Origin of the sequence: Methanorbis rubei, assembly GCF_032714495.1 — an archaeon.
Taxonomy (GTDB): domain Archaea; phylum Halobacteriota; class Methanomicrobia; order Methanomicrobiales; family Methanocorpusculaceae; genus Methanocorpusculum; species Methanocorpusculum rubei.
The window spans coordinates 39001-58385 of the sequence record NZ_JAWDKB010000005.1 but is presented as its reverse complement, the minus strand read 5'-3'; the positions used below and the strand labels follow the sequence as shown (position 1 = coordinate 58385).

The following is a 19385-nucleotide window of genomic DNA, read 5'->3' as shown; positions in this document are numbered from 1 at the left end:
ATGACAAGCATGGCATTAGTTTCAATGGCAGAACGTGCAGCACAGTACACAGCAATTCAGCGCAAAAACCAGCTTTCCAAGCTCTGCTGGTATGCTGCGGGAACGCCTGGGAATATGATATCCTCGCTTCGCGACCCGAGCTATCTTATTGCATAAGCTGTCAGAGGTCGGAGAGTCGCGGGAATGATGCAGGTACTGGAACAGGCATTCACGCCGGCCCTGTCGCTGAAAACGACTGCTGCCGGAGGCCGCAGCAGCAGAGCTGAGGTATGGGAGACAGAGACAGCGGACGGCTCCTGCCTTGCTGTTGAGTCAGTGCATCCGATGCCGGATGTTTTTCTCGCTGAAGAGACTCTCCGTGAGCGACTGATGCAGGAGATCAGTCTTGTCCGCGGTATCGGACCGGAACGGGAAAAGATGTGCAGACGCCGCGGCATTCAGACGCTGGACGACCTGCGGCGCACGAACTGGAAGGCAGAAGCGAACGAGACCGCTGGAATCATCAGAAACGGTTCTCCGAAAGAGATCATCCGGCTGTTTACGAACAAAGGCCGCGGTGCAGATCCCCTCCTCACCGGATTTGGTGCGGTTGTTCCGCGGGATGATCTCCTCTTCTTTGACATCGAGACGCTTGGCATGGTGCACTCGCCGATCATTCTCTTCGGCTGCGGTGTGTGCGACGGAGAAAACCTCCGCGTCACCCAGTATCTGCTGCGAAACATCGGCGAAGAACTGCCGGCCCTCGAACTTGTCGCAGACATCATGCGAAACCATCCGGTGCTCGTCACTTACAACGGCAGATCCTTCGATCTTCCGTTCACCAACAACCGTCTCGCCTACTACGGCGAACGCGAGTGCAGACCAAACCTCCACTTCGATCTCCTGCACCCCTCACGGAGATTGTTCAGAGCCGACCTGCCGGACTGCTGTCTTGGCACGGTCGAAGAGTATGTGCTCGGCTGCGGCAGAGAGGATGACCTCCCCGGCTACCTTGTGCCGGTTTACTACCAGAGATATCTGCGGACCGGCAATCCTGAGCCGCTCAAGGAAATTGTTGATCACAACAGGAGCGATGTCACAAGCCTCGCCCTGCTGCTCGCAAAACAGACGGAGATGATGTATGGAAATTCCTGAGATGCATACACGGGTGTTTGAAGCAAGGACTGCTGTGCATAAACGTCCGGCAACCGCTGTATCGCCAGCGGTTGCAGGATATCTGGCAAATCACAATATCTCGCTCTACACCCATCAGGCTGATGCATATGATGCGGTCACCGCAGGAAAAAATATCATCCTCACGACCCCTACGGCTTCCGGAAAAACCCTTGCATATGCGTTGCCGGTTTTTGAAAAGCTGATGCAGAATCGTGATGCGACCGCGCTCTTCATCTACCCGACCAAAGCTCTGACCCGCGATCAGCTCGCAGTCTTTGACAAACTTGACAAAGATCTCGGCGCAAAGACCAGACCAGCAATCTATGACGGCGACACGCCCCGCGAAGCCAGGGGAAAGATCAGATCCAGCTCCCGGATAATTCTCACCAACATGTATGAGCTGCACCAGATTCTCGCATGGAGAATGCAGTGGGGCGACTTCTGGGCGAACCTTAGTGCGATCGTCATCGACGAAGCCCACCGGTATCGCGGAATCTTCGGCTCCCACATCGCCCTTCTCCTTCGGCGCCTTCGGCGCATATGCAGCTACTATGACGCTCGTCCGCAGTTTGTTCTGTCGTCTGCAACCATTGGAGGAGCCGAAACATTTGCAGAAACCCTCACCGGTCTTCCGGCGCTCGAAGTATCCAACGACGGCTCACCACGTGCGAAACAGACGTTTCGGCTTTACAATCCTTCAGCCTCCGGCAAGAGCAGCATTACCGCGACCGCTGATCTCATCCGTGATCAGGTGCAGAGCGGCATGCAGACACTCTGCTTCACCAAATCCCGCAACATGGCTGAGATAACCGCCATGCGATGCAGGGAAGATATGCCAAACACCGGCATCTCCTCCTATCGCGGCGGCTACCGCCCGAACGAACGGCGAAACATCGAAAAGAATCTGAAAGAAGGCGATCTCTCAGGCGTCATCAGCACGAATGCGCTTGAACTCGGCATCGATGTCGGTGGTCTTGACTCGGTGATCATCAGCGGATTTCCAGGCACCATGATGTCGGTCCGCCAGCAGGCAGGGAGAGCCGGCCGGGCCGGAAAAGACGCGCTCATCACCTTTGTCGCCCAGCAGAATCCGCTCGACCAGTACTTTATGCGCTATCCGGACGCCTTCTTCGACGCGCCTCACGAGCAGCCGATTCTCGATCTGGAAAATCCCTATGTCTTGCGCGAACACATCCTCTGCGCAGCAGCCGAGCTCCCGTACCGGACCGAACGCGATGCCGCCTACTTTGGGGAGACCGCCGCAGATATTCTTCCGGTCCTCAAAGACGAACACCTGATAGCAAGTACCCCCAAAGGTTTCGTCTACTGCGGCACCGAACCTCCTGCGCAGAAAGTTTCCCTCTCCGGTAAAAGTTCAGGCACATGGACGGTTGTTTTCAAAAACACGGTGCTCGAAACAATGGACGAGTATCAGATGTTTCGCGAGGCGTACCCGGGAGCAATCATCTTCCATCAGGGCGAACGGTACGTTGTGGAAGAGACCGACCGCAAAAATCTCACCATCCGCGTGAAGAAATCCCTTGACAACTATCGCACGCGTTCGCTTCACACAACCGACATCCGCATCCTCTCGCGCGAAAAAACCTGTAGACACGGAAGCCTTTTGGTTCACTACGGTTCGGTCCTTGTCTCGACCCAGATGCTTGGCTACTCGGTCCTTGAGTATGATCAGATTGTGGCAACCCATCCTCTGGAAGTTCCTGCAATGGAGTTCACCACCAAAGCCTGCTGGATCACGCCTGACGCCGAAGGCATCATCACACCTTCCGAAATTGCCGGAGCCCTGCATGGTGCGGAGCATGCCCTCATTGCCGCAATGCCGGTTCATGTTCTCTGCGACCGCTCAGACATCGGGGGTGTCTCAACACCGTTCCATCCTGATGCAGGAGACGCTGCGATCTTCATCTATGACGGAGTTCCGGGCGGCGTCGGCCTTGCGGAGAAAGCCGCGACCGTCTTCCCCGAGATCGTCCGGCTTGCCCGCAACATGGTTGCAGGCTGTTCATGTGAAACCGGCTGTCCGTCCTGCATCCACTCCCCCAAATGCGGAAACAACAATCAGCCGTTAAGCAAAGCAGGCACGGTCGCGCTTCTCTCCTCGCTTACATCCTGCCTTGGAATCGAAAACCCATGAATATATATAGGTGAAATGTAAATGCTAACTAAGGTATAACCATGAAAATCGAGTATATTGGCATCTCGTCCGCCGCATTTGTTCTTGGCGGTATTTTCGCTGTCCTTGGCGCTATTGGTGGATTCATTGAGGGAATTTTACGACTTGTCGGACTTTCGTTTGCGCTTGGCGTTATTCCGGGAATTGGTGTGGGTCTTCTGGAGACTCTTATGCTGATCATTCTCTTCGGTATTCTCGGCCTGTTTGTCGGTCTCGTTGTCGGCGCTGTCTGTGCCTGGGCGTTTAACCACTCCTCCAGACTCTTTGGCGGCATCGAGATCAAAGTTAAGGAATAATTTTTCCTTGACAATCTTTTTTTTGAAAATATTTTGAAACGCGATTTTTAAAACGCGAATAAAAAAATCGCCAATGGCGATTTTTCAAAAAAAAAGAAATTATCTATATTTTTGGAATAATGCAATCTGTTAAAAAAATAATTTTAATAAGTTTCTAAAAATCGCCATTGGCGATTTTTTATTCGCGCTATTCGCGTTTCGGAGTTCGCGTTTCAAAAAAAAAATTATTCCACAATCCTCGACGAAACCGTCATGAACACCGGGCCGCGGAGATCCAGCTTTCTCTTATTATCCGTAATATACCGCATCGCATACTCCTCGATTTTGAGATTCACGTCACTCGGGTGCTTGGACATCTTTACCTGCACACTCGTCTCCTCGCCGAGGCGGGCGGCCTCTTCGATACGGGCGACCGCCAGATTTGCCACCGCATACAGGAACGAAATTCCGGTCGGAACGCCTTCAGCACGCACATCCGCGAACTTCTCATTATCCGGCACGCCAAGAACTGCGCCGTTCCGCACAAACACCTCGTTCAGTGCCGCAGGACCCAGAAGAGTCGAGTTTTCTTCCGGCTCGCTTACGGTGATCTCCACCTTCTTGCCGTAGAGCTCGCCGGTCCATGCCGAAAACTCGCACGGAGACTTCACTGCTGCGTTAGGTGTGGCTGCTGCAATAATTGCCTCAACCGCGCGGCGGCCTTCAATCGTCTTCGGCTCCTCACGAAGACCAACCGCCTTCGCAAGTTCCGTATCTGAGTAAACCGGCGGGAACAGCTGGGCAAACGAAAGCCTCCGTACATCCTCGGCCTCAGTCAGCACCATCGCCAGCCGCTCAACACCCATACCAAGATTCATCACCGGCACACCGACCCCGTACTCAGCAAGAGCCGCGGGCGAGTAAATACCAAACGTTGCCACCTCAACCCAGCCGTGAACCGGATGCTTGCCGTAGACCTCGGTCTGGGTCTCGGGCATATAATACTTCGACCGCTTCTCATCAGGCTGGAACCGGAACTCCGTAAACCCGAACGCCGAAAGGAGAGCTTCTGCGACCGCCTTGCCTTCGTCAACCGTCACATCCTCGCCCGCAACAATACAGGACGCAGAGTGATATGTTCGCAAGTGCGTTGCGTCCTCCTCCTGCTCGCGGCGGAAACAGCGGTCAACCGAAAACATCCGAATCGGCATCGGCCGCTTGTCCCACATCTGGGCAAGCGACAAAAACCAGCCGCTCGTCATGTGCGAGCGCAGAGTCGTCCGCGACGACTCGGGCGCAAGCTCCTTGAACTCAGGGAACACCGAATCCAGAATGTGGACGACCACACCGTCGTCCACTTTGAGTGCGACCGACATCTCGTGCGTCAGATCATCGCCGTCGAACTTGCCCTTCTTGTAGCCGTGCAGACACTTCATCAGCTTCTCTTCAGTTGCCGTGTCAACAGGCGTTCCGGTAATTGCCGCGATTGCATCAAGCCGCTCGCGGGAAATTCCCACGTTTGGTCTTGGCAGACCGCCGACATAATAGACGCGATCGAGAACCGCGGCAGCTTCCGGACCGAACTGGCGGTACACATCCTGTTCGTCGATGAATACCGGAACCATCGCCTCGTCAAATCCCATTGAGAGATAGGCCGCACGAAGGCGTGCGATGGTGTCAAAGATCGGATGAACTTTTGCTCTGCGGTATGCGTAGCGCGGATACACTCCCGCGGCCGCGGGCGGCGTGATAACTGAGGGGCCGGCGTGCCAGGCTCCTTCAAAGTCGGTCTTTCTGCGCTGTCTGAACTCTTCAATATCGAATTTCATGGTTTTCTCACAAGACATACCACCCGGCTGGGTGCGTTTTCGTCCAGTATCTGGTACTCTGCATGCTCTGCAACTTGGCTCGCAAAGGATCGGATTTCATCCATTGTGGGCACGGCAGTTTCTGGTAATCTGGTTCGACTGTATCCAAGATACATGTATCCTTTGATCTCGACGAAGTTGGGCGCGGCATCTTTGATGAGGGCGGCGATGCCGGAGGCAGCGCCGCTGCCGTCATTATATCCTTTGACAAGAGTCGTGCGAACGGCCGTTCGCACGCCTTCCTCCTCCTTCTGCCTGAGCATGCCGAGGGATCTCTGAATGTTTCCCCACATTATTGTGGGATCTCCTGCGGGCCGGCAGAGCTCGGCGTAGCTCGAGGCATTCGCCGCGTCAAGCGAGAGGTAGAGCTGGCTGGGCCGGACTTTTTGAATCATTTCCGGAACGGTGCCGTTTGAGACAAGGAAGATGCTGTTGCCCTCCTCGCGAAGCAGGTCGATGAGTTCGGGGAGACGGGAGTACAGCGTCGGCTCCCCGGAAAGGGATATCGCGTACTGATTCGGGTGGCTGGTGGCCGTTTCCCAGCGGTCAGGGTCGCTCCATGGCTTGTCGCCGGAGAGTCCTTTTCTCTGAACGCGGGGGATGGCATCGATGATTTCTTTGGGGTCGAGTTCGACCTCTTCGGTGATTTCGTGTTCCATGCTTCTCCAGCAGAAGAGACAACGCTGGTTGCAGCGAAGGGTTGGCGTCATCTGAACGCACCGCCAGCTCTCGATTCCGTAGAACTGATGTTTATAACACTGCTCTCCGCCGCGAAGCGCGCGTTTACACCACATGCAGGGTTTGACGGCTGCCGAAGATCCTGCGGCGATAAAGTTGTAGCCCTGCCGGTGAAGGGAGTCTTTGGGAGTTTTGGGGGGTGAGATGGTTCTGGGCATGATTAGTCGGCGGTGAGTTTGCGGGTAAGCTCAGCGTTGCTTTCGATGGTATGCTCGGCACGACCTTCGAGGTACTCGAGTTCGGCGAGTCTGTGCGAGATTCTGCCGATCATGTCAGGAACCAGGGACTGGTCAGGGTCCTCAAGAAGGGCTTCTGCTTCGCGGATGTCTTTGGAGAGGTCGGCGGTTCCGCTGAGGATGAGGGCTTTCTGAATTTCTTTGAGGGTGAGGTAACTGTCGCCGATATGAAATTTGAGGAAGGGTTTTTGTTCGGCGGAGATTTCTTCTTCGAGCTCTTCGAGACTGAAGATGGAGGATTCAAGTCTGGTTTCAACGTCGCAGAGCTGTCTCTGGCGGAAGATGAGTTCGTCGGTATCCTTTTGGAGTTTTTCGACCCACTGGTCGGGACGGGTGAGCCGCGCACCACAGAGTGCACACTTTTTGCCGGACTGGGGGTTGAGGGTGCCGCATTCGGTGCAGGGGACTGCGGTGATGTAGTGGCGGCAGGATTTTTCAATAATATCTGAGCGGTCGGTCCGGTGTTTCCAGGCAAAGGTGTCGATCTCTTCGAGAAGGGGAAGGGGAAGACGAAGGGAGATGAGTTTTTTTTCGGGTTTTCCACCGAGAGGTTCTGATGTCATGATGGTATGCTACTCGATACTATGTATGACAGTAAATACATTTAATACTTATGGAATACAAATGTATTACAAGAAATCAAATGAACATCAACTCCGAATATCAGGATGTGGACCTTGCATCTTTTGCGGGTCCGATTTGCCTGGCAGAGTCTTCTGCTGAGGTTTGTATCGTTGAGAGCGATCCCCTTGCTCTTCCGAAGGACACGCTGCGGCTTGGCGAGCTGCGCGCGGATATTTTCTATGCTGATGATCTTGGACGCTGCCGCGTGCGGTCGCTGTCGTTTTCGCAGTATCTGTGTGAGCTGTTCCGGCCGGTTACGGTTGGCGGCAAGCTGTTTGTGTATGATGCAAAGACCGGTCTGTATGCGGAGAATGCGCGAACAGTTGAGTCTGAGATTCAGCGACTGGTGGACGCGTCCGGTTATACCGGGCCGGTGCGGGATATGAAGTCTGATCTTCTGTCGCGTGTTACGGATTTCCGGGTGCGGAGTGTGAGTCCGTTCGATCAGGTGATGGGGATTCCTGCGGCCGATTGTGTGGTTGAGTTCGGGGAGGATGGCGGCGTGAGTAAGGTTCCGTACGGTCCGAGTCTGTTTGTGCGGAGCCGGGCTGCGACTTGCTTCGCAAAGTCGCCGCCCGCAGATTTTCCTGAAGGGGAGAAATTTTTTGCTGAGATTTCGTGCGGCGACCCGGACTGGGTGCGGGATGTGCTCAAAATTCTCGGGTACTGTCTGCTGCTCGGGAATCCGTCGCAGAAGTTTTTTGTGTTTCACGGGTCGGGCGGGAACGGGAAAGGGGTTCTGATTGAGTGGGTGATGCGGGTTCTTGGAGAGCTTGCGGGGCGAGTGTCTGCGCGGGAGCTGTTTGTGAACTCTTCTTCGCAGCGTGAGACGAGCCTTGCGAGTCATGTGCATCGGCGGCTGCTGGTGGTGAGTGAGGCTGGTGGCGGCGTGCTGAATGATGATCTGGTGAAGCGTCTGACGGGAGATTCGAATGTGGTGCTGAATGCGATTTACCGGGGCGAGGCTGAGTATCGGGTGAACGGGACGCTGGTGTTTGTGACAAATTCGCTGCCGATGTTTTCTACCGGCGGGCGGGGGATGATGCGGCGGGAGGTGTGCGTTCCGTTTGATCTGGATGTTCCTACAGAAGATCAGGATGAGGGGCTGCTTGAGCGGCTGGCGACTCCGGAAGGGAACCGCTGGCTGTTTGCGAGGCTGGTTGCGGGTGCTCAGGAGTATGTGGATGCGGAGAGTAAGGCAGGGTTCTGGGCGTCTCTGTGTTCGCGGATTACGGGGGATTCGCGGGATGTGATTGCGGGTCAGGACTCTCTTGGGGAGTTTGTGCGGGTGTGTCTGGTTCCTGAGGAAGGGGCACGAACTCCGGGGCGTGTGGTGTTTGAGCGGTGGTATTCGTGGGAGTTTGGGGATGAGCAGGGGATGCATGAGTCCCGGGGAGGGCGGGGTCTGCGGAGGAATGTGAGTGCGTCTGAGCTGTATGCCGGGCTTCGGCTGCGAGGGGTCGAGGTGCGCAAAAGGATGCGTGTGTCGGGAAAGATGGAGACGAATGTTCTGATGGGTTGGCGTCTGGTTGATGAGTGAGTTTGTAACCGGATGGTGCGGTTACATTTTTTTCTTTTGTGCGGGGTTTGTTTTTTGTTTGGAGATGTTTTTTGGTTTTATTTTTTTGTGTAACCGATGGTTGTGTATTGTTGGTTCTGGTAATGGTTTGGTTGATAGAAGAGTACTGTTTTAGCGGTTACAGCGGTTACAGGTCTGGTGATTTCTGTTTTTCTGGGGTTGTTTTTGGTTTGGTGTGATTTTTGCGGGTTTGTTTTGTAACCGGATGGTGTTCACTCGATTGAGTTTTATTTTTGTGAGGTATTCCCTAGGTATTTCTTTTTGGTTTTGCGGATATTTTTATTTTTTTTTGATTTTTTTTTGCTGATCAGACATGTTGATATAGGTAGATGAGCTAATAGTATGGTTATCTCTTGGGTGTCTGGATGTCTCTCTGTTATTGATGTCCTGCTTTCAGGAATGTGTGCTGATATTATGCGATTTATGGTTCAGGGAACGAACAGTTCCATGGCTGGAACGAGGCTGCGACACGGGTTCGTGTTGGCGGTTCTCGTGATTGTTTTTTGTAGCGTGCTGATGGCGGGAGCTGTGAGTGCGGGGGAGAAGACGGTTACGGTTGATACCGTTCAGAATTTTACGGATGCAATCAATGACTCGGCTGTTACGAAGATTATTGTCCAAGCGGGTTACTATCCGATAACCAGTAAGATTACGATTAATCGTGATCTTGTCATTGAAGGTGAAACTATTGACAATAAGCCTCTTCTTAATATGACTGGTTCAGGTTATCTATTCGAGATAGGTCCTCCTTCCTCGTTTACATTGCGGAATTTGGATTTAAAATATGAGAACTCAACAAACGTTCCGATAATCATGAAATTAATTGGATCCCACGTCGGCGATGAAATCACAATGGATTCTTGTAATGTAACTATCGGGGGTAATGGACAGACAGGTGGTGTAGTCATAACGGCCACGGGTTCCCTACCTCAGTATAATTACACTATTGTTAATTGCACAATCACTTCTAACGGCCCCAATACTCACTCGGGTGTTGTTGTGAATCAGTATGATGGTGTTGTTCCCGGTCGGGTCACATTTATTAATAATACCGTGAATGGTTACTTCCAAACTGCTGTTCATAGTTTTGACAATTACAACATCTCTGGAAATACGATCAATATTTATCGAAGTGCGCTTGATACTCGTCTGTCGGTTAACGGCGGCTCTCCAGGGGCCATTGTTCATGTCCGTGATATGGGATATGATGTTCAGGCCCCCTCTTATAATAACATCATTTCAGACAACACATTTGGCTCCACTGTGTCTAATGGTGTTGTGTTTGAACCGAAAGGTGCAAAGGATTCCACAGTCACCCTTCCAGAAAATAGGTATCCTACAATTACCGGAAACACGTTCAAAAACGAATCTGCACATACTGTTTATCTTGCATTAAACAATAGCGCTAATACAACTACATTTTCCTCCGTCCCTCTCATTAATATCAACATCAACTACGAAATCGCGAACTCTTTCGTTTTGGCAACGTATTTTGGTGGTGACATTATCGGGTATGTGGAAGACGGATATCTTCCCTTAAATCCGGGAAAGAATATTCCGGGCGTTACGTGGACCGGCGACACCAGTGGTTACACGCTTACCATATCTCAGGCCGGCAACTACAAACTGACGCAGGGCTTCAATCTCAATAAGATGACTGTCACCGCGAGTGATGTTGTTGTTGATGGTGATTACAAGACGATCACGCTTACCAAGGATGCAGTAGATCGCTCCAATGCTGATGCCATTCTCGTCGAGGGTACTGCTGTTCTTCAGAATATCACTCTGGACAAGCTCTCTGTTGTGGTTAATAGTGGTACGACACGTGATGTTGGGAGTAGATTTTCTGCCGTTGGATTCAAGTCGGTCAAAAATGGCACTATTTCAAATTCGGTGATTAATTTGGCCAATTTGAATCAGGGCAGCCCCTCTGGGCAGTTGAATAACATTTACTTCGAGCAGGGCAACGATCTTCACGCCATCAACAATACCCTCACGACGGGAAAATCGAACTACAACTCGATAGGTGTTGATACCTTTTTCAGTGACTCCTCTCCACACTCCCTGACAGTAGAAGGAAACACGATAAATCTGGGAAATTCCGGCGCAACTGGTCTCGGTAGCATGGGTGTCAGGCTTTATGGGGCTTATGACACTGGCAGTACTCAGGGATCGATCAATCCATCTCATATTGTGAACAACACCATCTTCAGTACAGATACCACTAATACTCCCCGTAAAATCGGTATTGGTATCTACAAAGTGAATGCTACACAGAAATATGGCGACGAACAGGCGATTGCCATTATCGGTAATACCATCGATCTCACCAGAGGAACATCCACAAGTAATAATGATTCTCTGCTTTACATCGGATCTAATGTTAATGCAACCTTCAATCTGACCATTTATGATAATACTTTTACTGCGAATACCGGTCGTTCGAGTATCATCTATGTGGATAATAAAAGCAGTAGTAAACCTCTGGATATCGTTACTCTTTCTGGTTCGATCTACAACAACAAGTTCAGCAACACCAATCTGGGCTTTGGAAATGCATCAGGGGCTTCATACACGAACAATTTGAAATGGGACACTGATCCGACAACATCATTCGGCCCCCACAAAAAGATCGCCCCTGATCAGAAATATCTCGCCGGCAATTGGTGGGTAGGTTGGTCTGAAAACTATAATGATCCAAACGGTTACCTGTCCCTGACCGAAAAAGCCGCAGGACTTCCGGTCGCTGACCTCTATCCGCTTGTCAAGGTAGGAGCGGCCCCCACAAAAACCATTATTGTTACCGGAAACTTTTCGGTAGCAGCCACTGGTGCAAATGGAGTTCTCAATGCAACGTTCAGTGACGGTAGTTCCGGACAATTCAGCTGGAGCACAACGGACTCTGATATTATTACCCTCCCTTCCCCAGCATCAGGTGCATCAATAATCTATACTCCCAAGGGAATCGGTACCGCCAACCTCACTGTATCAGCAGACGGAGTTCAGAAGACCGTTCTCATCACGGTCTATAACATAACCGAACCTGAATTACCTATCAACGAACCGGTAAAGGAACCGAACGGCAACACCTCAATCACCTCATCAAACAGTAATCCCATCAATGTGGATCCCACCGACACCCACAAAGCCATCATCGAGGACAAAAGCTCCGGCACAACGATGATCGTTATCTTCAACGAACCGCAAACACCCGGTACGACTGTACAAGGAAATGTGACTGCCGTTGGCGTGGTCTATCCACCTGATGTGGCTGTCATCCCGCCGGAAGGAACAAAAGTGCCGAAGAAAGCTTCCTATCAGTTGAACCTCTCTCTCGGCAACGTGACGTCAGTTCTGCCGATTATCAGCCCTGACTACGACGCTGATGTGTCACTCCTCATCCTCTCGCAGGGCTACACTGCCGCCACCATGATTACTGCTTCAGCTCCAGCCAACCATAATCTGGATGAGATCAACAGCAACATCACTACCGGCGGTATTCTGGTGAACTTCACGGTTCCTAAAGAATGGGTTGACACGATTGGTCGAAACAACATCAAGGCATTCCACGTGAAAAACGGCAAAATAGACATGCTTGACATCGTCTACATGAGCCCAGACCCCACAGATCCGGTCACCATCACCGTAAAAGGAAATGAGTTCTCTGCAATCGTTCTTGCAGCATATACCGGCGCGAATCCGGGTCCAAACCCGGGACCGCAGCCTGTCTCCTCCTCCTCTGACGGCAACATGGAGAACTCCTTCCGCGTCCTCTTCGATGCCAAAGGAGGCAGCTTCGTGCAACCGGCAACCGGTCTCTCCTATGGTGACCGTGTGCCGGAACCGGTCACGCCAACGAAAGACGGCTATGTCTTTGGCGGCTGGTACAAGGATGAGGCGATGAACATTCTCTGGATCTTCAAGGAAGACGCTCTTCCTGGCGACATGACGCTGTATGCGAAGTGGATATCGGGTAACACTGGCGCGGTAACTCAGCAGCAGAGTGCCGCGATCACTCAGCCGACAGCTTCGGCGACTCAGCAGCAGACTTCGTCCGCGACTGCGGTGGCTTCTGCGGCGACGAGTTCTTCAGCCGGAGTCTCTCCAACGATGACTCAGGCTCCTGCTCCAATTGCCGGACTTCTGTTCGGTGCACTGGCTGCTGGTCTCTTCCTCAGACGAAGAGAATAAATTATTTTTTTTCAATAGGAGTTACGCGGTGTGATATTGCAAAAAAGATCCTCGTTCTTTTTTTCTAAAAAAGTAATCTGGTTAGTGGTGAGTGTGGCCTCGTGAGAAAAAATCGCAAATCCACACAAATGCGGTTCTTTTTTTCCTCGTCATTTCCACTCATCACTATTCCGATCAACATTTTTCATAATACAAAATATTCACCACCGCGTAACTCCTATCCATGACATTTTTAATGGTATTTCTTTGGTATTTCTTATAATTTTGATCTATTTTTTCTCTATTGGATAGGTTGATATGGCTGCGAGTCCTATATAGGGGCTATCTCGGGATATTTGGATCGTTTTCTCTGACGAGCGTTCCTGTTTCCCTGATGTGTGCTGATATTATGCGATTTATGGTTCAAGGAACGAAATGTTCTACGACTGGAAGGAAACTGCGACACGGGTTCGTGTTGGCGGTTTTGGTACTGATTTTTTGTAGCGTGCTGATGGCGGGAGCTGTGAGTGCTGATGGTGCGGTAGAGTATTGGGTTAGTCCGGGTGGTACTGGGGATGGAACTAAAGATAACCCTACGTATCTTCAGAATGTTCTGACGAAGATTGAAACTGATGCCCCCTCTCTTCCTGCAACGTATACTATACACATGTTAGAAGGTAAGTACACCTTCACTACTGGTGGATATAATTACATCATGGTAAATCAAACCGACAAGAAAAATCTGATCCTTGTGGGTGAGGAGCTTGGCAAAGTAGATGTGCAAAGTCAGATTTTCATTAATGGCCGTTCTGACAAAGACTTTGGACCGGAAATTTTAACTTTCAAAAACATTGTCTTCAATCTCTCTGCACCTGATTACTCAATGACGATTTCAAGTGCTGATACCCAAAGTGTATATCAGCATGGAGAAGCAGGTGCGATTCTTTTTGGTGGATCAAGTGGCCTAGATATCACTGGTATTGGTACGACTCGTTATGGACACAATGTTCTCGTTGAAAATTGTATTTTTCTGGGTAACTACACAGGTTCTGGAAAGTTAACATATGGAATTTTATCACCTGCAGGTTCTGGGGTTCGAAACGTTACCGTTATTTCTTCCACTTTTAGTGGAGGCTATAATGGTATTTCTTTTTATGGGGAAGGACTGACTGTTAGATCCTCTAAGATCTCTGAAATGGAAAGTGGAGGTATTAATATTGCGGATGGTCAAGGAAAAAACGTCACTATTTCCGATTCGGAGATTAATGTCACTAAATATGCAGTTCGTACATCCCAAAACGTTACGATCGTTAACAGTACTCTTGTATGTACTAATTCTAGTTATACTGAGGGTACCATAGCTTTGCGCAATACAAGTGGTGGTGTATCGATTCAGAATAGTGTCCTGCTCGGTTCTACATTGATCTGCTTTTCTAAGGGATATAATCCTACTTCATTTGATGCTCAATATAACTTCTGGGGTATGATAGATGGAACTATGAAAAATCCCACCGGAGATGGCATCTTTGGTGGCACAATAACTGCATATCCGAACAGAGCATCTGTACTTCCCTACTACACTGCTCTGGACCAAAACGGAATGATTGATAAAGACAGCCTGAGCACGACGATAGCTTTGATTCCGGGCACAAATGTCACGGGAGTTACGTGGACCGGCAACAATGCTGGCTGGAATTTGACTCTTGATAAAACTGCTTCTGGGGATGTCAACTCACCAAAAAATTACCAAATTACTACTCCTTTCACCCTAACGTCTATAAAAATAAATGGGGTCAGCTATGTCAATCTTGACGGTGACTATCAGAAAATAATCTTGGCAAGCCCCCAACCATGGACCGGCATGAACATGGCAAACGTCTGGGTAGCTAATAGCAATAACGTAACTCTCGACAAATTGAACTTGCAGTCTGTCGAAACTACCGAACACACTGGTCCCACTCTGTACGATGTATATTTCGTATACAGTCCCAATTCCACCCTCTCAAACAGTATAATCGATCTGTCGAAAATGAAAGTTAACCCTGCAGAAACCAAAGTGGATACTATACTATTCCAAGACTGTGCGAACAGCGTGGTATACAACAACACTCTCTGGACTGGTCCCTCCACATTACATAACTCAATTGGTATTGATGTTATTTTCCCGAAAGATAGGTCTTCGGCATGCCCCATACTCGTGAAAAATAACACCATTTATCTGGGAAAATCAGGAGGAGGTTTGGGAAGCATTGGTGTCATGCTCTATTGTGATGATACGAAGACTGCTGTTCTCGACCAGGCAACAATTGAGGGAAACATCATCAGTACTGATTCAGATGTATATAGGAAGATAGGTATTGGCATCTACAAAGTAAAGCACATCAGCGGACAGACCCCAGATTCCATTAATATTCTTGGAAATACGATTGATCTCTCGAAAGGAACTTCTTCAGCTGGTAATGATTCTCTGATCTTCATCGGGAACTATGTCAACGCAACCCTGAATCTGAATGTTCATGACAACATCTTCACCGGTGATGGGAAAAGTTCCGTAATCTATGTTGATAGTAACTCTATTGGTGAGGTTACTCTGAAGGGTTCCATTTACAACAATGCATTCACCGGCTTTGGGACGCCGGGTGTTACTCTGCCCACGAATAGTGCAGATCTGAAATGGAATGCAATTCCGTCCGGAACGATTACTTACGGCACCGGAGACAAAGCTCACATCGCCGTCGGTGATGTCAAAGCCGGCAATTGGTGGGGTGACTGGTCCTCCGGTAAAAAGAATCCCACCGGTTACCTGACCTATGCCACCCCCGCTGAAGCAAAAGCCGCAGGGCTTCCGGTCGCTGACCTCTATCCGCTTGTCACTGTAGGAGCGGCCCCCACAAAAACCATTATTGTTACCGGAAATTTTTCGGTAGCAGCCAATGTTGCTGGTGCACAAGGGACCCTTCATGCAAAATTCAGCGACGATAGTTCCGGAACCTTCACATGGACTCCTGATGGAAGTGGTGTTATCACCTCCTCTTCTGCGACGACCGGCTCCTCATTTACCTACAATGCCGTGAAAACCGGTACCGCCAACCTCACTGTATCAGCAGACGGAGTTCAGAAGACCGTTCTCATCACGGTCTATAACGTGACGAGTCCAGAACCTATTCAGGAACCGATAAAGGAAGCGAATGGCAACACCTCAATCACTGTGTCGACCGGTAACTTCATCGAAGCCGATCCCACAGAAGACCACAAAGCCATCATCGAAGACAAAAACTCCGGTGCAACGATGGTCGTCACCTTCAATGAAAAACCACAGATGACCGATAAGACTGTGGAAGGAAACGTGACTGCCGTCGGCGTGATCTATCCACCTGATGTGGCTGTCACCCCGCCCGAAGGAGGAGCAAAAGTGCCGAAGAAAGCTTCCTATCAGTTGAACCTCTCTCTCGGAAACGTGACGTCAATTCTGCCGATTATCAGCCCTGACTACGACGCTGATGTGTCACTCCTCATCCTCTCGCAGGGCTACACTGCCGCCACCATGATTACTGCTTCAGCTCCAGCCAACCATAATCTGGATGAGATCAACAGCAACATCACTGCCGGCGGTATTCTGGTGAACTTCACGGTTCCCAAAGAGTGGGTTGACGCAATTGGTCGAAACAACATCAAGGCATTCCACGTGAAAAACGGCAAAGTAGACATGCTTGACATCGTCTATATGAGCCCAGACCCCACAGATCCGGTCACCATCACCGTAAAAGGAAATGAGTTCTCTGCAATCGTTCTTGCAGCATATACCGGCGCGAATCCGGGTCCAAACCCGGGACCGCAGCCTGTCTCCTCCTCCTCTGACGGCAACATGGAGAACGCCTTCCGCGTCCTCTTCGATGCCAAAGGAGGCAGCTTCGTGCAACCGGCAACCGGTCTCTCCTATGGTGACCGTGTGCCGGAACCGGTCACGCCAACGAAAGACGGCTATGTCTTTGGTGGCTGGTACAAGGACGAGGCGATGAACATTCTCTGGATCTTTAAGGAGGATGCTCTTCCGGGTGACATGACGCTGTATGCGAAGTGGATCTCCGGTAGCACTGGGGCGACAACGCAGCAGCAAAGTGCCGCGATCACTCAGCCGACAGCTTCGGCGACTCAGAAGCAGACTTCGTCCGCGACTGCGGTTACTTCTGCGGCGACTACTTCATCCGCTGGAGTTTCTCCGACGATGACTCAAGCGCCTGCTCCGATTGCAGGATTACTTGTTGGGCTGTTTGCGGCGGGATTTTTCCTCAGAAGAAAAGAGTAACTGCTCTTGGTATAGTGGCAGCAATTCTCTCCTGAGATGGAGAGAATAAATTATTTTTTCAAAGTGTTTTTTCAATGGTATTTCTTATATTTCTGATATATTTTTTCTCTATTGGATAGGTTGATATGGCTGCGAATCCCATATAGGGACTATCTCAGGATATTTGGATCGTTTTCTCTGACGAACGCTCCTGTTTCCCGGATGTGTGCTGATATTATGCGATTTATGGTTCGAGGAACGAAGAGTTCTACGACTGAAAGAAGACTGCGTCACGGGTTCGTGTTGGCGGTTTTCGTAGTAGTTTTTTGTTCTGTGCTTATCACAGGTGCTGTGAGTGCGGAAAATTGGACGGATGCAGGAAACTTCAACGCATCGTGGTATGACACCTACAGTGGTGGCGACACATTCTACATCTATGATGCAGCAAGTCTTGCCGCGTTTTCCGAAAAAGTCTCAAAAAATAGTAGTAAATCTGATTTCTCCGGAAAAACCGTCATACTCATGGAAGACATTGATCTGGGTGCATACAATTGGACGGCGATCGGATCTAATTCGAGATCTTTCAACGGGACCTTCGATGGCCGGTATCATACCATCAAAAATCTCATGAATCCTGTAGAATATGATATGGGGCTGTTTGGTTATACGAATGGGGCTACAATTAGAAATTTGGCTGTCTCGAAAATTAGTGTGTCTATATCACGGTCCGACACGACATCACAATCTGCAGGAGGTCTCGTGGGATACGTTGTGGATACCCAAATTGAAAATATCACAATCTCCGATGGTCAGATAACAAGTAATCAGGCATGGTCAATATGTGGCAGTGTTGTCGGAGTACTAAGTGGAAATAGTATTATTGAGAACTGTACCTCCTCCAAAATAACTGTTGGTATGAATGCGGGTACTGGCAATAATATGGCGCAATACGCTGGAGGGTTTGTTGGGTCTGTTGGCTCAAAATCTGTTATTACCGAAAGTGCTGCTATAGAAGTGACTATCGTCTCTCAGAACGAGCTGAACGGACTTGGTGGTTTCGTAGGGTATTGTGAGGGTCAGATCGACAACTGTAGCGTTGCCGGAACTGTTCAAGGTACGGGGAAAGTCGTTGGGGGGTTTGTGGGTCAAGAACGCGTGAATAGCAAAATCACAGACTGTTACAGCAACGTGGAGATTATTGTACCCAAAACGTGGGGGAGTGGAGAGACAAACATTGGCGGATTTGTTGGTACTACTAAAGGATCAACTCTTGAGAATTGTTATGCAGTAGGTAAAATTAGCGTAATCGGTGATCCCATGACGAATGTTGGCGGATTTCTTGGGCAGATCCGTAGTGATTCATCTACTGTAACAACGATACGCAGTTGTGCCGTACTCGTGAGTTCCATCTCTGTAACACAGGGGGAAGATAATGTTGGCCGATTTATTGGGTATGTACTGGATGATAATCAACAACTCACGAATACGTATGGATGGGACAACCTCGGATATACCGATGATTCGGGAACTCCTATCAAAGGAAGCTCATACAACGGAACCGGAGTTTCCACCGCAGAGTTCTGGGGTAAACAGAGCTTCTTCTCTGACACTCTCGGATGGAATTTTGAACATGTCTGGAAGATGAACTCCGGCAACAACAACTATCAACTGCCGGTTCTCTCTTGGCAGAAAACTCCTGTTCCCGGCGACGCAAACTATCTGAACCCTAAACCTCCGGTTCCACCCGTACCGCCCACCTCCTCTTCCTCCTCTGACGGTAACATGGACAATGCTTTCCGCGTTCTTTTCGACACTCAAGGTGGAAGTTTCGTGCAGCCTGCGACCGGCCTCTCCTATGGTGACAAAATTGGTCAACCAGCTGTACCAACGAAAGACGGCTACAATTTTGGTGGTTGGTACAAGGATGCGGCGTGTACTATTCCGTGGATGTTTGGTGAAGACGCAGTATCTGGTGACATCACGCTGTATGCAAAATGGATACCTGTCAGCACTGTAACTTTATCTGCGACCGAAAAACCCACCTCAGAAGTAACGCAGATCGAAACAGTGAGACCGACCAACGCACCAACCTCCTCCTCTACACAGAACACAACTGCATCAGTGACTTCATCCGCCGAAATTCCACCAACGATGACTCAAGCGCCTGCCCCGGTATTTGGTATGCTGACCGGACTGTTTGCGGTGGGAATCTTCCTCAGAAGAAGAACTTAAATCTATTTTTTTTTTTCAAAAAAAAAGAA

The 19385-nt window shown here is 50.0% G+C and carries 11 protein-coding genes; 8 read left to right on the top strand and 3 right to left on the bottom strand.

The genetic code is table 11. The annotated features are described in order from the left end of the window. The 4 genes from McpCs1_RS06505 to McpCs1_RS06490 are packed head-to-tail and all read left to right on the top strand — an operon-like array spanning position 1 to position 3645. Positions 1-156, top strand: coding sequence for a hypothetical protein (locus tag McpCs1_RS06505; protein WP_338096451.1), 156 nt, complete (start codon positions 1-3; stop codon positions 154-156). A 27-nt stretch (positions 157-183) separates the two neighbouring features. Further along, complete coding sequence (locus McpCs1_RS06500; protein WP_338096450.1) at positions 184-1134, top strand: ribonuclease H-like domain-containing protein; 951 nt, start codon at positions 184-186, stop codon at positions 1132-1134. After that, positions 1121-3310 carry a DEAD/DEAH box helicase gene (locus McpCs1_RS06495; RefSeq protein ID WP_338096449.1) on the top strand — a complete coding sequence of 730 codons (2190 nt, stop codon included), beginning with the start codon at positions 1121-1123 and terminating at the stop codon, positions 3308-3310. The genes McpCs1_RS06500 and McpCs1_RS06495 overlap by 14 nt, the downstream gene beginning before the upstream one ends. 41 nt (positions 3311-3351) lie before the next feature. After that, a complete protein-coding gene (locus McpCs1_RS06490) occupies positions 3352-3645 on the top strand; it encodes a hypothetical protein (RefSeq protein ID WP_338096448.1) in 294 nt (97 codons plus the stop codon). A gap of 224 nt (positions 3646-3869) precedes the next feature. Here McpCs1_RS06490 and sepS read toward each other — a convergent pair whose 3' ends face one another. From sepS to McpCs1_RS06475, 3 genes are read right to left on the bottom strand one after another with little or no spacing between them, the layout of a single operon-like run. Next, complete coding sequence (gene sepS / locus McpCs1_RS06485) at positions 3870-5453, bottom strand: O-phosphoserine--tRNA ligase (RefSeq protein ID WP_338096447.1); 1584 nt, start codon at positions 5451-5453, stop codon at positions 3870-3872. Then, a complete protein-coding gene (twy1, locus tag McpCs1_RS06480; protein WP_338096446.1) occupies positions 5450-6388 on the bottom strand; it encodes a 4-demethylwyosine synthase TYW1 in 939 nt (312 codons plus the stop codon). Before twy1 ends, sepS begins: the two co-directional genes overlap by 4 nt. 2 nt (positions 6389-6390) lie before the next feature. Next, a complete protein-coding gene (locus McpCs1_RS06475) occupies positions 6391-7029 on the bottom strand; it encodes a hypothetical protein (RefSeq protein WP_338096445.1) in 639 nt (212 codons plus the stop codon). 80 nt (positions 7030-7109) lie between these two features. On the opposite strand from McpCs1_RS06475, the gene McpCs1_RS06470 reads away from it, so the two are divergent. The 4 genes from McpCs1_RS06470 (at position 7110) to McpCs1_RS06455 (ending at position 19356) form a co-directional block, all read left to right on the top strand. Beyond that, positions 7110-8630 carry a DUF5906 domain-containing protein gene (locus McpCs1_RS06470; RefSeq protein WP_338096444.1) on the top strand — a complete coding sequence of 507 codons (1521 nt, stop codon included), beginning with the start codon at positions 7110-7112 and terminating at the stop codon, positions 8628-8630. A gap of 1518 nt (positions 8631-10148) precedes the next feature. Further along, positions 10149-12860 (top strand): InlB B-repeat-containing protein, encoded by a 2712-nt coding sequence (locus McpCs1_RS06465; RefSeq protein ID WP_338096443.1) that lies wholly within the window; start codon positions 10149-10151, stop codon positions 12858-12860. A 2218-nt stretch (positions 12861-15078) separates the two neighbouring features. Next, the gene (locus McpCs1_RS06460; RefSeq protein WP_338096442.1) at positions 15079-17145 is read left to right on the top strand and encodes an InlB B-repeat-containing protein; all 2067 of its coding nucleotides are present in this window, start codon (positions 15079-15081) and stop codon (positions 17143-17145) included. A 225-nt stretch (positions 17146-17370) separates the two neighbouring features. Then, a complete protein-coding gene (locus tag McpCs1_RS06455; RefSeq protein ID WP_338096441.1) occupies positions 17371-19356 on the top strand; it encodes an InlB B-repeat-containing protein in 1986 nt (661 codons plus the stop codon). Positions 19357-19385 lie beyond the last annotated feature (29 nt).

Bases quoted from the DNA above. Each gene is read 5' to 3' on its own strand.
- McpCs1_RS06505 (WP_338096451.1), top strand. From the start codon at position 1: ATGACAAGCATGGCATTAGTTTCAATGGCAGAACGTGCAGCACAGTAC.
- McpCs1_RS06500 (WP_338096450.1), top strand. From the start codon at position 184: ATGATGCAGGTACTGGAACAGGCATTCACGCCGGCCCTGTCGCTGAAA.
- McpCs1_RS06495 (WP_338096449.1), top strand. From the start codon at position 1,121: ATGGAAATTCCTGAGATGCATACACGGGTGTTTGAAGCAAGGACTGCT.
- McpCs1_RS06490 (WP_338096448.1), top strand. From the start codon at position 3,352: ATGAAAATCGAGTATATTGGCATCTCGTCCGCCGCATTTGTTCTTGGC.
- sepS (WP_338096447.1), bottom strand. From the start codon at position 5,453: ATGAAATTCGATATTGAAGAGTTCAGACAGCGCAGAAAGACCGACTTT.
- twy1 (WP_338096446.1), bottom strand. From the start codon at position 6,388: ATGCCCAGAACCATCTCACCCCCCAAAACTCCCAAAGACTCCCTTCAC.
- McpCs1_RS06475 (WP_338096445.1), bottom strand. From the start codon at position 7,029: ATGACATCAGAACCTCTCGGTGGAAAACCCGAAAAAAAACTCATCTCC.
- McpCs1_RS06470 (WP_338096444.1), top strand. From the start codon at position 7,110: ATGAACATCAACTCCGAATATCAGGATGTGGACCTTGCATCTTTTGCG.
- McpCs1_RS06455 (WP_338096441.1), top strand. From the start codon at position 17,371: ATGGTTCGAGGAACGAAGAGTTCTACGACTGAAAGAAGACTGCGTCAC.